We start from the raw sequence: 13,321 nt of genomic DNA, 5'->3' as shown, positions 1-13,321 counted from the left end.
ACGGCCGTCCTCGATCGCGCTTTTTTGTTGGGGAGGCCGTTATGGCCGTATCGAGAGACCAGGCTGCGCGCGTTCTTCGCCAGGACACGGTGGAGACGCCGGAGCAGGCGGTCAGTGAGGCTGCGACCGAGAAATCCGCCGCCCTTGCCGAGCAGTTGCGCTCTCATGTGGCCGACGAAACCAAGCGCCGCATCGCCGAGGCGCCGGAGAAGCCTGTGACCGACAAGCCGGCCGCGCCTGCGCCGGACGGGCCCGCCGCTGCCGGCGCGCCCAAGTCCGATACGCCCAAGTCCGGCAAGCGCAAATTCGTCCTGATGGGCGTCGGCCTCCTGCTGGCGCTCGCGGTCGCGAGCTATGCCGGCTACTACACGCTGGTCGGCCGCTTCTACGTCGCCACGGACGACGCCTATGTCCGCGCCAACAACACCATGCTGGGCGCGCGCGTTGCCGGCCACATCTCCTCGATCCTCGCGGGCGACAACACGACCGTGCGCGCCGGCGACATCGTCTTCCGCATCGACGACGGCGATTACAAGATCGCGGTCGATGCCGCCGCGACCAGGATCGCGACCCAGCAGGCCACCATCGATCGCATCGGCCGCCAGATTGCGGCGCTCGAAAGCCAGGTCGCGCAGGCCAAGGCGCAGCTCGTCTCGGCGGAAGCCGGTCTCAAGCGCGCCGATCTCGACTATGAGCGCCAGCAGGCCCTGAGCAGCAAGGGCTTCGCCTCGCGCGCCACCTTCGAAAGCTCGGAAGCCGGACGCGACCAGGGCGCCGCCGCAGTCAAGGCCGCGCAGGCCGCCTACGACGTCGCGGTCAGCAATGTCGACGTCACCAAGGCACAGCAGGCCGAAGCGCAGGCGCAGCTCGCCGAGCTCAAGACCTCGCTCGCCAAGGCCGAGCGCGATCTCGCCTTCACCGCGGTGCGCGCGCCGGTCGACGGCACGTTCTCGAACCGCCTGGTCAGCGCCGGCGACTTCGTCGCGGTCGGCCAGCGGCTCGGCAACATCGTCCCGCTCAATGACGTCTATATCGACGCCAATTTCAAGGAAACGCAGCTCAAGCGCATCCGTCCCGGCCAGCCGGTGACGATCAAGGTCGATGCCTACGGCATGCGCAAGTTCTCCGGCGTCGTCGACAGCATCGCGGCGGGCGCGGGCTCGGTGTTCACGCTGCTGCCGCCTGACAACGCCACCGGCAACTTCACCAAGATCGTGCAGCGCGTGCCGGTCCGCATCCGCGTGCCGAAGTCAGTGGCGAAGCAGAACCTGCTCCGCGCCGGCATGTCGGTCTATGCGACCGTCGACACCAACAAGGGCGCGGCCGACGCCGACAGCGAGGTCGATCTCGACGATCCCACCGCGATCCATCCGCAGTAGGCGCGCTACGAGCGCTGCGAGGCCGGACCATGGCGAACGCCACGACTGCTTCACCTGCCATGATGGCGGACCCCGCCTCGGAGCGTATCGCGCCGAAGCGGCTGTTCGCCTTCATCATCATGGTGTTCGGGATGTTCATGTCGATCCTGGACATCCAGATCGTCTCGGCGTCCCTCAGTGAGATCCAGGCCGGCCTGTCGGCAAGCTCCAGCGAAGTCGCCTGGGTCCAGACCGCCTATCTGATCGCCGAAGTGATCGCGATCCCGCTGTCGGGATTCTTGTCGCGCGCGTTCGGCACGCGGCTGTTGTTCGCGATCTCGGCGGCGGGCTTCACTGTTTCGAGCTTGCTGTGCGGCTTCGCTTCGACCATCGAGGAGATGATCCTCTGGCGCGCGCTGCAAGGTTTCCTCGGCGCCGGCATGATCCCCACGGTGTTCGCCTCGGCCTATACCGTGTTCCCGCGCTCCAAATTCCACATCGTCGGTCCCATCATCGGACTTGTTGCGACCTTGGCTCCCACGATCGGGCCGACGGTCGGCGGCTACATCACCGATCTGATGTCCTGGAACTGGCTGTTCTTCATCAACGTCGTGCCTGGCATCGGCATCACGCTCGGCGTGCTGGCGCTGGTCGATTTCGACGAGCCGCATTTCGAGCTGCTCGACCGCTTCGACTGGTGGGGCCTGCTGTTCATGGCCGGCTTCCTCGGCACGCTGGAATATGTGCTGGAGGAAGGCCCGCAGCACGAATGGATGCAGGACACGTCCGTTGCGATCTGTGCCTGGATCTGCGCGATCGCGGCGATCGCCTTCTTCTGGCGCGTCTTCACGGCGGCGGAGCCGATCGTCAATCTGCGCACCTTCTCCAACCGCAATTTCGCGATCGGCTGCCTCCTGCAGTTCTGCATCGGCATCGGCCTCTACGGCCTGACCTACATCTATCCGCGCTATCTCGCCGAAGTGCGCGGCTACAGCGCGCTGATGATCGGCGAGACCATGTTCGTCTCGGGCATCACCATGTTCCTGGTCGCGCCGCTGGTCGGCCGCCTCATGGTGAAGATCGACATGCGCTACATGATCGCGTTCGGCCTGATCGTGTTCGCGATCGGCTCCTACCAGATGACCTGGATCACGCGCGACTACGATTTCTACGAGCTGCTCGTACCGCAGATCCTGCGCGGGATCGGCATGATGTTCGCGATGGTGCCGACCAACAATATCGCGCTCGGCACGCTGGCGCCTGACAGGGTGAAGAACGCATCGGGCCTGTTCAACCTGATGCGCAATCTCGGCGGCGCGGTCGGGCTCGCCGTCATCAACACCGTGCTCAACGATCGCACCGATCTGCACATCACGCGCCTCCAGGAGCGCGTGACCTGGGGCAATGCCACCGCGACCGAAACCCTGACCATGTTCATGCAGAAGTTCCAGGGGCTCGGCGATTCCACGCTGATGGCGATGAAGCAGCTCAGCCAGATCGTGCACCGCCAGGCCGTGGTGATGAGCTTTGGCGATGCCTTCTTCGTGCTGACCGTGTTCTATCTCGGCCTCAGCCTGCTGGTCACGCTCCTGAACAAGCCGGCCTCCATGACCGGCGGCGGCGACGCGCACTGACGCGGCTCCATACTCGGTGTCGTCGCCCGGCTTGACCGGGCGATCCACACACTCGGTGTCATCGCCCGCCTGTGCGCAATTGCGCACTGGGGCGGGCGATCCAGTATTCCAGAGGCCGGCGTTGGAGAGCTCGCTCTCACCACATCCGTCCCGGCGTACTGGATGCCCCGCTTCCGCGGGGCATGACAGCGGAGAGTGGCGCGCCACCACCGAACCAAATTGCAACACTCGTCCGTGATCTTGCGGAAGCCCCGTTGCAAAGCGCGAACGACACATCTATAAAGCGCACCTTATTCAATCGAACCGGGGAGAGATTTGCATGATTTCGTCGCATTCGCAGATCGCACGCCCGCGCTCGATGATGTTCTGGCTCGGTATGTGCTCGACCCTCTAGGGTCCATTTTCGCCAGCTTCGATTGGGCCAAGGTTTCGACCAAGCGTCCCGATCGCCCCGCTTCCCAAGTCAAAATCAGCTTGAAGTGATGCCGTCCCGGCCCTCGCGGCCGGCCTGCGTCCATCGATGGAGCCGGCCCGCGCCAACAGCGGCCGGATGACGCCATGACCATTCTGTCAAAGAAGCCCGCGGCGATACGCGTGGTGCTGCCCTTCGTGTTCAGGCACTGGCTGAAGCAGCCGGGGCGGACGCTTGCCATCGTCGCCGGCCTGCTGGGTGCGACCGCCGCCGACCTGTTCATGCCGCTCTTCTCGGGGCAGCTGATCGACGCGTTGACCCGCGGGCCGTCCGATCCCGAGGCGCGCCACGCGGCACTTGTTGCATTCGGCGCCATCGTGGCGCTGGGCGCGGCCTCGATGGTGCTGCGGCTGGCGGGCTTGCAGGCAATCGTGCCGTTCACGCTGAAGACCATGTCGGAGGTCGCACAGGACGCCTTCATGCGTGTGCAGCGCTTCTCGACCGACTGGCACGCCAACTCGTTCGCAGGCTCCACCGTGCGCAAGATCACGCGCGGCATGTGGGCGCTCGACCTGCTCAACGATACCATTCTGCTGGCGCTTCTGCCTTCGCTGGTCGTGCTGATCGGGTCGATGGTGCTGCTCGGCGTGCACTGGGCTTCGCTCGGCGCGGTGATCGCGCTCGGCGCGCTCGCCTATGTCACGATGACGGTGCTGTTCTCGACGCGCTACATCGCGCCGGCCGCGCGTGTCTCCAATGCATGGGACACCAAGGTCGGCGGCACGCTGGCGGATGCGCTGACATGCAATGCGGTGGTGAAATCCTTCGGTGCGGAAGCGCGCGAGGATACGCGGCTCGCCCGCGTCATCAGCCGCTGGCGCGTGCGCGTGCGGCGGACCTGGTTCCGCTACAACTACACCGCCACGGCGCAGCTCTCGCTGCTGCTATGCCTGCGGGCGTCCGTGATCGGCGGCTCGGTGTTGCTGTGGATGTACGGGCACGCCTCGCCCGGCGACGTCACCTATGTGCTGACGAGCTACTACGTCATTCACGCCTATCTGCGCGACGTCGGCATGCACATCAACAACCTCCAGCGTTCGGTGAACGATATGGAGGAGCTGGTGGCGATCCATGACGAGCCGATCGGCATTGCCGATGCGGCCGCCGCGCTGCCGATCGCGATCGAGGGCGGCGAGATCGTGTTCGACGACGTCACGTTCCACTATGGCGGCCATCCCGCGCCGCTTTATGACGGGCTGTCGGTGACGATCCGCGCCGGCGAACGCGTCGGTCTGGTCGGCCGTTCGGGCTCCGGCAAGACGACCTTCGTCAAGCTGGTGCAGCGGCTCTACGACGTCTCCGGCGGCCGCGTGCTGATCGACGGGCAGGACATCGCGCTGGCCACGCAGCAATCGCTGCGCAGCCAGATCGCGATCGTGCAGCAGGACCCGATCCTGTTTCATCGCTCGCTCGCCGAGAACATCGCCTATGGCCGGCCCGGTGCCAGCCTCGAGGCGATCGAGCAGGCGGCGCGGCTCGCCAATGCGCACGACTTCATCCTGCGCCTGCCGAAGGGCTACGGCACGCTCGTCGGCGAGCGAGGGGTGAAGCTGTCGGGCGGCGAGCGGCAGCGCGTGGCGCTGGCACGCGCCTTCCTGGCGGACGCGCCGGTGTTGATCCTGGACGAGGCGACATCGAGCCTCGATTCGGAATCGGAGGCGCTGATCCAGCAGGCGATGGAGCGGCTGATGAAGGGCCGCACCTCGATCGTGATCGCGCACCGGCTGTCGACGGTACGCAGCCTCGATCGAATCCTGGTGTTCGACCGCGGCGATATCGTCGAGCAGGGCACGCATGCCGTGCTCGCGGGCAAGCCTGGCGGCATTTATCGCGGACTGTTCGAGCGCCAAGTGGTGGAGCTCGGACACATCGCAGCAGCGGAGTGAGGCGCGCGGCAGCGGGGCGCAAGTCCCGCGGTCACGCCGTCAAGGATGGAATGAGATGAAGGACCTGACGCGCGGCTCCATCGTGAGCCATATCCTGAGCATGGCGCCTCCGATCGTGGTTGGCATGATCACGATCATGATCTGCCAGCTCGTCGACCTGTACTTCGTCTCAGGGCTGGGCGAGGCGGCGATCGCCGGCGTTGCTGCGGCCGGCAATGCCGGCTTTCTCGTCAACGCGCTGATGCAGGTGCTCGGCGTCGGCGCGGTGGCGTTGATCGCGCACGCCGTGGGCCGCAAGGACCGCGACGATGCCAATCTCGTCTTCAACCAGTCGGTCGTCCTGTCGGTGCTGCTCGGGCTGCTGACATTGGTGGCGGGCTTCGCGCTGTCGCGCCCCTACATGCGCGCGGTTGCGGCCGACGCGGCCACGGTTGAAGCCGGCACGATCTATCTGCTCTGGTTCATGCCGGCACTGGCGCTGCAATTCGCAACGCAGGTCATGGCCTCCGCATTGCGGGCGACCGGCATCGTGCGGCCGAGCATGCTGGTGCAGGCGGTCGCCGTGGTCATCAACATCGCGCTCGCGCCGGTCCTGATCTCGGGCTGGGGCACCGGCCACGCGCTCGGCGTTGCCGGCGCGGGTCTCGCCAGCTCGATCGCCGTCTTCATCGGCGTGCTGATGCTGCTCGCGTATTTTCTGAAGCTGGAGCGCTATGTCGCCTTCCATCCGGCACAATGGCGGCCGCAGCTTCGGCAATGGAAACGGATCCTCAATGTCGGCCTGCCGGCGGGCGGCGAGTTCTTGATGGTCTTCATCATCATGGCCGTGGGCTATTACGTGCTGAGCGTTTTCGGCCCGGCGGCGCAGGCCGGATTTGGCATCGGGACGCGTCTCCTCGGCCTGATCCAGATGCCGGCGCTCGCCGTCGCCCTCGCCGCAGGGCCGATCGCCGGCCAGAATTTCGGCGCTGGCAACGGCGCGCGCGTGCGGGAGACCTTCGTCAAGGCGGCGCTGATCGCGACCGCCGTGATGATCGTTTTCCTGGTCCTCGCGCAGCTCGCGCCTGGTCTGTTGCTTGCCGGCTTCTCGAATGACCGAGAGACGATGGCGGTTGCGTCGCTTTTTCTGCGCATCGTCTCCCTCAACATGGTGGCGCAGGGGCTGATCTTCACCTGCTCCAGCATGTTTCAGGGGCTTGGCAACACCAAGCCGGTGCTGTGGACCTCGGCAACGCGGGTCCTCACCTATTCCCTGCCGTCGATCTGGCTCTCGACGTGGCCGGGCTTCCGGATGGAGCATGTCTGGTATTTGTCGATCGCGACGACCACGCTACAGGCCGCCCTGAGCGTGTGGCTGTTGCACCGCGAGTTCGGAAAGCGTCTCGCGCTGCCAGCACAGGAGAAGGTTGCGGAGCCGGCAAATGTCGAGCCGGTTGTGCCTCCCGTGCGCGAGCCCGCATAGCGGATTGCAGACGCGCTTGTCCCCCACCCATGGCTCCGGCTAGTTTTGCCGCGCCATGGGTGGCGAGAATCTGCTCAGAACCTGAATGACCGAAATGTTGAACGAGCAGGGACTCGATTTCACCACGGGCTGGATCTACGTGCTCGGTGTCGGCGTCGCCGGCGGCCTGGCGCTCGCCGCGAAGAGGACACGGAGCTAGAGCGCGGCGATACTGTTCCAGACGAGGGTAAGGCCCGACAGGAACAACAGGCCGAGCACGACGTCGCCAAAATGCTTGTCGTTCAGTGCGTGGTAGACGCGCGCCCCGGCCCATGCGCCGATCAGCGTGCCGGGAAAGGCGACCAGCGCGAGCCAGACCACTTTGAACTCGACGAGGCCCGAGGCCGTCTGCAACACCAAAGCGGTGGCGAGCACGGTAAAATTGAAGAGCTGGAAGATGCCGCGCCGCTCATGCTTGTTCCAGCCGCGGATGTTGGCCCACAGGATCGGCAGCGGCCCGGACAATCCGGCAAGGCCGCCGAGGATGCCGCCGGCAAAGCCGATCGCACCGTCGGCGATGCGTCCGCCGAATTTGACGGCGAGCGGCGTCTTGTTGAGGTACAGCGCGCTCGAAAAGATCAGGATCAGCACGCCGACACTCAGCTTGAATATTTTTGGATCGGCGGAGGCGATCAGCATGGTGCCGAGCGGCACGCCGATCAGTCCTCCGATCAGGAACGGCCAGACCAGCGAGAGATCAAAACTCTTCCACATCGACGGCAGCGTCGAGGTCTGCGCGATCACCGAGCAGATCAGCACCAGGGGCACCGCGAGCGAGGGCGGCAGCACGTAGAGCCAGATGCCGAGCGCCATCAGTGCCGTGCCGAAGCCGGCCAGGCCCGAGACGAAGCCGCCGGCCAATGCGCCAAACAGCAGCAGCGCGTAGTGAAGCGTTTCCAACCGATTGTCCTTGTCGCAATGGGCGATCCCGAATTGTTGATCGTCACTGCCCGCATAGCACAGCCGCTGCCGTGGAGGTCAATTTCAAAACCGCACGCAAGCGTGATCCCCCAAGGCGGGCGTTCGCGGCGAGCGGGCCTACATGATGGTCGTACTTCAATCTGGGGGCCCGCCCGACGCCATGATGCGCTCCGATTGGCCTGTTCCCGAACGAGATGATGGAGAATGACCATGACCCGCGCGAAGATTGCCGTTGCGGCCGCCCTCCTGTCGGCGGCGGCGCTGATGCCGACGATGGCGCAGGCGCAGTTTTCCGAGCCCGCGGCCTATCAGGCCGCTCATCCCGACCGCGACGTGCTGAATGGCGGCCAGCTCACGCCTGCAGGCCGAGCGGCTCGTGGCCTGCAGGGAACGCCGAGCGATGCCTACGCATCCTATCCGTCAGCCGTTGCGCCGGCGGTTCGCCCGCGCCATCGTCGCCATCATTAGCTCGCCTAGACGATCTGCCTGGTGTCGGCGGGCCTGTGCAGCGCGCCGACCAGGATGCGCAGTGCTTCCGTCAATTCCGCCCTGTTGCGCGCTGCGCCGAGCGAGACCCGCGCTGCATGCGGCGGTGTTCCGTCCACGGTGAAGGCATCGCCGGCGACGATCGCGAGTCCGTTCCGCAACAGATGCGACGCGACGTCGGGACGGTCGTCCGGCAACCGTAGCCAGAGATGATGGGCGGCGGGCCTGGCCAGGAACTGAAATCCTTTCAGCGCGCGCTGCGCCAGTTGCTGGCGGCCGATGGCTTCGTTGCGGATGGCAGTGATGATGCGATCGGCAATGCCGGTCTCGATCCAATGCGTCACCAGCGCGACCATCAGCGGCGCCGGCATCTGCACGGTGGCCTGCAGGTAAGTCCGCATCTCCCGCTGCGCGGCGCTGTCGGGCGTCACGAGATAGGCGACGCGCAGTGCCGGCGCGATGCATTTCGACAGCGTGGTCGCCAGATACGTCCGTTCCGGAATGAGGTTGGCGATCGGCGATGCCGAGCGGTCGAGCAGTCCGTAGGCGTCGTCCTCGATCAGAATCGTGTCGGCATCGCTGATGATCTTTGCGATGGCGCTACGCCGCTCGGCTGACAGCGTCGCGGTGGTTGGATTGTGCAGCGTCGGAATGAGATAGACGGCCTTCGGCCTGTGGGTGCGGCAGGCCTTCGCCAGCGCATCGGGCAGGATGCCGCCGTCATCCATGGCGACGCTCACGAGCTTGACGCCGAGCCGCGCCGCGGCGGCCTTGATGCCGGGGAAGGTGAGGGCTTCCGTCAGCACGACGTCGCCGGGCCGCGCGAGATGAGCGAGCAGGTTGAACAGGATCGTTTGCGCGCCGGGAAAGATCACGAGCTTGTCGGCATGCGCGTGCGGAACGCGTGCACGCATCCAGCGCGCCGCGACCTCGCGCTCATGCGCGCTGCCGCCGGGCGGCTGGTAGTTGAGATGCGCCGTCAGGCCCGATTGCGCGCGGATGGCTTCCATCCCGGCGATGATCCGCTCGTCGAGCTGCGCTTCCAGCGGATGCGGCGGAACGTTCATCGAGAGGTCGATCGCGACGGGATGCGGCAGGTCGACCGCGCGGCGCGCGCTGGTCTCCGACACGAACGAGCCTTGGCCGACCCGGGCTTCCATGATGCCGCGGCGCCGCGCCTCGGTGTAGGCGCGCGTCACGGTGGTGAGGTCGATGCCGAGGGCCTTGGCCAGCGCGCGCTGCGTCGGCAGCTGCTGGCCTCGCACCAGCCGGCCCGCGGCGATGTCGGCCTCCATGGCCTCGACGATGCGCTGGTAGCGCGGCCCGCTCAGCTCCGAGATTGTAGGAGTCCAATCCATGCAATTTAGGCCCATTCTCTTTGAATGTATGGATGCAAGATATTATTGTATGGATCAGTGAAAAGGAAGAGGTGTGGTCATGGCGACCGGTTCAATCTCTCTGGCGAAGGCAATGTGGCGCGGTTTCCGAGGCAAGTGCCCGAACTGCGGCGAGGGCCATCTGTTCGGCCGTTTCCTGAAGGTCGCTGATAGCTGCGATCATTGCGGCGAGGAGCTGTTCCACCAGCGCGCCGATGACTTTCCCGCCTATCTCGTGATCGTCGTGGTCGGCCATCTCGTGGTGCCGGCGATCCTCGCAGTCGAGACCGCCTATGCGCCGGCCGTCTGGCTGCAATTGGCGGTGTGGCTGCCAGTGACGCTGTTCGCTTCGCTCGCGCTGCTGCAACCGACCAAGGGCGCCATCGTCGGCCTGCAATGGCAGGTCGGCATGCACGGCTTCGAGGCGAGCAAGCTGCGACGCGAGGCCGCTGAGCTTGCGCCGGTGCTGGTGAAGGCGGACACGCGCGCGGCCTGAGCGGCCGCAGCGTTTACATCGCACGTTCGGCCGCTACACTCCATCGTACAAACAAGAACGGTGGAAACGCAGATGGCCGCACGCTCGAAGACTTTTCTGCTCTGTCACGGCGCATGGTCCGGTGGATGGGCCTGGAAGAAGATGCATCCGCTGATGGCGCAGGCCGGTCATCGGCTGATCGCGCCGACCTACACCGGGCTCGGCGAGCGCGCGCATCTCGCCCGTCCCGCGGTCGATCTCGACACGCACATTCAGGACATCCTCAACGTCATCAAATTCGAGGATCTCGGCGATATCGTGCTGCTCGGCCACAGCTATGGCGGCATGGTCGCGACCGGCGTCGCCGATCGCGCGCGTGAACGCGTGACGCAATTGATCTATCTCGACGCCTTCGTGCCGCGCGACGGACAGTCGCTGTTCGATCTCAACGAAGGCGGGCGCGAGCCGATGCGCAAGGCCGCAGCCTCGACTGACGGCTACCGTATCCCGCCGAATCCGCCGCCGCCTGACACCCCGCAAGCCGATCTCGACTGGCTCAATACGCGCCGCATCAACATGCCGATCAAATGTTTCGAGACCTCGCTGAAGCTCGACCACGGCGAGCCCGCGATGCCGCGCAGCTACATCTACTGCACGCGCATTCCGCCGGGTGACGTGTTCGGTCAATTCGCCAAGCGCACGAAGAGCGAAGATGGCTGGCGCTATTTTGAGCTCGATGCGAGCCACGCGCCGAATGTGACCGCGCCGGAGGCGCTGATGGGCGTCTTGGAGAAGATCGTCGCGTAACTTTCGCCGTCATTCCGGGGCGTGCGCAGCACGAGCCCGGAATCCATTTACCCACTGACACGTCCGCACGATGGATTCCGGGCTCTCGCTTCGCGAGCCCCGGAATGACACTATTTGAATGGCTGCGCGCTCGCGCCAAAATGGTGAGGGGCCCGATGCGTTGGCATCGAACCCCTCGTTGCAAGATATCAGCCGGCCTGTAAGCCGGGTTCTGTAGGGCACCGTCCGCTTGCGCAAACGATACGTGACGGCCATTCCTCTGGGACCATGTTTGCACATGGCCTCGAGCAACCTACCCGGACGGCGGGCCTGACATCGCCCCGCGGCGTTATCGCTCAAAGCGAACAGCCCGCTACGCCGTCCCTATTCGGTTTTGCTCCCGGTGGGGTTTACCATGCCGGCTCCGTTGCCGGATCCGCGGTGCGCTCTTACCGCACCTTTTCACCCTTACCCGCCTGTGCAGCTTGCGCTGCGAAGGCGGGCGGTTCGTTCTCTGTGGCACTTTCCCTGGGGTCGCCCCCGCCGGACGTTATCCGGCACCGCATGTCAAGGGAGCCCGGACTTTCCTCCCCGGCGGCCTTTCGGCACTTGCTGGAGCGGCCGTCCGGCCGACTGACCGGTTACGCATGGAGCATTTGTGACGGTTCCGTCAAGCCGATATCGAAGGGCACGCTTTGCCCGAAATAATTTATCCTGAAGATGTCGTTTGGAGCGCGCCCCGTTCGACTGGATGTCGGCGACACAGCCGAACAACAGGAGTTGAGCCATGCAATATCTGCTGATGATCTACCAGAACGAGGTCGAATACGCGAAGAACGACGCTGCCACGGCCCAGAAGATGATGGCCGAATACCAGACCTTCACGCAAGGCATCGTCCAGAGCGGCAATTTCAAGGCCGGCGACCGGCTCCAGCCGACCACGACCGCGACGACGGTGCGCATACGCGACGGCAAGCTGCTGACGACCGACGGGCCGTTTGCGGAGACGCGGGAACAGCTCGGCGGCTATTACCTGGTCGAGGCCAAGGATCTCAATGCTGCGATCGAGATCGCGGCCCGGATTCCGTCGGCGCGGATCGGCTCGATCGAGGTTCGGCCGATCTGGGTGTATGAGAAGTGACGGCGCAGCCGCGCATCGCCGCATGACTCCAAGCGAGATCGAAAAAATCTTCCGCGACGAGGCGGGGCGGGCGCTGGCCACCCTGATCCGCCTCGTCGGCGATTTTGATCTCGCCGAGGATGCGCTCCAGGATGCCTTTGCGGTCGCGCTGGAGCGCTGGTCGGCGTGCGAGGTGCCGGACAATCCGCGCGCTTGGCTGGTCAACGTCGCCAAGCACAAGGCGATCGATCGGATCCGCCGCCAGATCGCCTTTCGCGGCAGGCAACAGGCACTCGTGCACGAGCTCGAGCTGAACGCGCAAGCGCCCGACGAGCCGCCGGCGATGCTCGATGACGACATGCTGCGGCTGATCTTCACCTGCTGCCATCCCGCGTTCGCGCCCGAGGTCCAGGTCGCATTGACGCTGCGCACCGTCGGCGGGCTCTCGACCTCGCAGGTCGCGCGCGCCTTCCTGGTCGGCGAAGAGGCGATGGCGCAGCGCCTCGTCCGCGCCAAGCAGAAGATCAGGCTCGCCGGCATTCCCTATGAGGTGCCCGAGCGCGACGCGCTGGCGCCGCGGCTCGACGGCGTGCTCGCCGTGATCTATCTCGTCTTCACCGAAGGCTATGCGGCGACGTCGGGTGCGGATCTGATGCGGCCCGATCTCGTGGCCGAGGCGATCAGGCTCTGCCGGCTGCTCGACCGATTGATGCCCGATCGCGCCGGGATCAAGGGACTGCTGGCTTTGATGCTGCTTCATGATGCGCGCCGCGCCGGGCGCGAGACGCCGGCCGGCGATATCGTGCTGCTGGAAGAGCAGGACCGCACGCTCTGGGATCGCGCGCAGATCGAGGACGGTCTGCGACTGGTGGACGATGCGCTGCGCCTGCCCGGGCTGCCGCAAGCCTATGCGGTGCAGGCCGCGATTGCCGCGCTGCATGCGCGTGCGCCGAGTTTCGAGGAGACCGACTGGCCGCAGATCGCCGGACTCTACGAGGTGCTGCTGCGCATCAGCCCGTCGCCGGTGATCGAGCTCAACCACGCCGCGGCGGTGTCGATGGTCGACGGTCCGGGGCGTGCGCTCGCTCTCGTCGATGCGGTCGCCGCGCGCGGCGGGCTTCGTGGCTATGAGCTGTTGCCGGCAGTGCGCGCGGATCTGTTGCGGCGGTTGGGGCGGAAAGATGAAGCGCGCGAGGCGTATCGTCTCGCGACGGAGGCGACGCAGCTGGAGCCGTTGCGGCGGCTGTATGCGCGAAGGGTGAGGGAGATGGAGTAGGTGATTCCTCATCCTGAGGAGCGCGGAACG

11 protein-coding genes and 1 other RNA gene are annotated in these 13,321 nt (G+C 65.6%); 9 read left to right on the top strand and 3 right to left on the bottom strand.

The window, feature by feature from the left end; genetic code table 11:
* The first annotated feature begins 41 nt into the window (after positions 1-41).
* The 4 genes from NLM25_RS35525 to NLM25_RS35510 all read left to right on the top strand — a co-directional run bounded on the left by NLM25_RS35525 (position 42) and on the right by NLM25_RS35510 (position 6,812).
* Entirely contained in the window at positions 42-1,379 is a 1,338-nt protein-coding gene (locus tag NLM25_RS35525; protein WP_254139982.1) for an HlyD family secretion protein, read from the top strand.
* 29 nt (positions 1,380-1,408) lie between these two features.
* Positions 1,409-2,992, top strand: coding sequence for a DHA2 family efflux MFS transporter permease subunit (locus NLM25_RS35520; RefSeq protein WP_254139981.1), 1,584 nt, complete (start codon positions 1,409-1,411; stop codon positions 2,990-2,992).
* A gap of 558 nt (positions 2,993-3,550) precedes the next feature.
* Positions 3,551-5,350: an ABC transporter ATP-binding protein gene (locus NLM25_RS35515; RefSeq protein WP_254139980.1), complete on the top strand. Its 1,800-nt coding sequence runs from the start codon at positions 3,551-3,553 to the stop codon at positions 5,348-5,350.
* Between the two features lie 55 nt (positions 5,351-5,405).
* Entirely contained in the window at positions 5,406-6,812 is a 1,407-nt protein-coding gene (locus tag NLM25_RS35510) for an MATE family efflux transporter (RefSeq protein WP_254139979.1), read from the top strand.
* Between the two features lie 195 nt (positions 6,813-7,007).
* Here the strand turns inward: NLM25_RS35510 and NLM25_RS35505 are convergent, their stop codons facing one another.
* Positions 7,008-7,751, bottom strand: a complete 744-nt coding sequence (locus NLM25_RS35505; protein ID WP_254122500.1) for a sulfite exporter TauE/SafE family protein — start codon at positions 7,749-7,751, stop codon at positions 7,008-7,010.
* A gap of 231 nt (positions 7,752-7,982) precedes the next feature.
* Between NLM25_RS35505 and NLM25_RS35500 the strand changes: the two genes are divergently transcribed.
* The gene (locus tag NLM25_RS35500; protein WP_254139978.1) at positions 7,983-8,240 is read left to right on the top strand and encodes a hypothetical protein; all 258 of its coding nucleotides are present in this window, start codon (positions 7,983-7,985) and stop codon (positions 8,238-8,240) included.
* Between the two features lie 5 nt (positions 8,241-8,245).
* Here NLM25_RS35500 and NLM25_RS35495 read toward each other — a convergent pair whose 3' ends face one another.
* Entirely contained in the window at positions 8,246-9,616 is a 1,371-nt protein-coding gene (locus NLM25_RS35495) for a PLP-dependent aminotransferase family protein (protein ID WP_254139977.1), read from the bottom strand.
* 79 nt (positions 9,617-9,695) lie between these two features.
* On the opposite strand from NLM25_RS35495, the gene NLM25_RS35490 reads away from it, so the two are divergent.
* Complete coding sequence (locus NLM25_RS35490; RefSeq protein ID WP_254122497.1) at positions 9,696-10,130, top strand: DUF983 domain-containing protein; 435 nt, start codon at positions 9,696-9,698, stop codon at positions 10,128-10,130.
* A gap of 72 nt (positions 10,131-10,202) precedes the next feature.
* A complete protein-coding gene (locus NLM25_RS35485) occupies positions 10,203-10,916 on the top strand; it encodes an alpha/beta fold hydrolase (RefSeq protein ID WP_254139976.1) in 714 nt (237 codons plus the stop codon).
* Positions 10,917-11,100: 184 nt separating this feature from the next.
* On the opposite strand, the gene rnpB is transcribed toward NLM25_RS35485, so the two are convergent.
* Positions 11,101-11,532: RNase P RNA component class A (gene rnpB / locus NLM25_RS35480), an RNA gene on the bottom strand.
* Positions 11,533-11,682: 150 nt separating this feature from the next.
* Between rnpB and NLM25_RS35475 the strand changes: the two genes are divergently transcribed.
* Together NLM25_RS35475 and NLM25_RS35470 are read left to right on the top strand one after the other, a co-directional pair.
* Positions 11,683-12,036, top strand: coding sequence for a YciI family protein (locus NLM25_RS35475; protein WP_254139975.1), 354 nt, complete (start codon positions 11,683-11,685; stop codon positions 12,034-12,036).
* A gap of 22 nt (positions 12,037-12,058) precedes the next feature.
* Positions 12,059-13,291, top strand: a complete 1,233-nt coding sequence (locus NLM25_RS35470) for an RNA polymerase sigma factor (RefSeq protein ID WP_254139974.1) — start codon at positions 12,059-12,061, stop codon at positions 13,289-13,291.
* Positions 13,292-13,321 lie beyond the last annotated feature (30 nt).

Origin of the sequence: Bradyrhizobium sp. CCGB01 (assembly GCF_024199795.1) — a bacterium.
In the GTDB taxonomy this organism is placed as follows: domain Bacteria; phylum Pseudomonadota; class Alphaproteobacteria; order Rhizobiales; family Xanthobacteraceae; genus Bradyrhizobium.
Note: the sequence above shows the minus strand (reverse complement) of the source record. Positions and strands in the feature narration are given on the sequence as shown.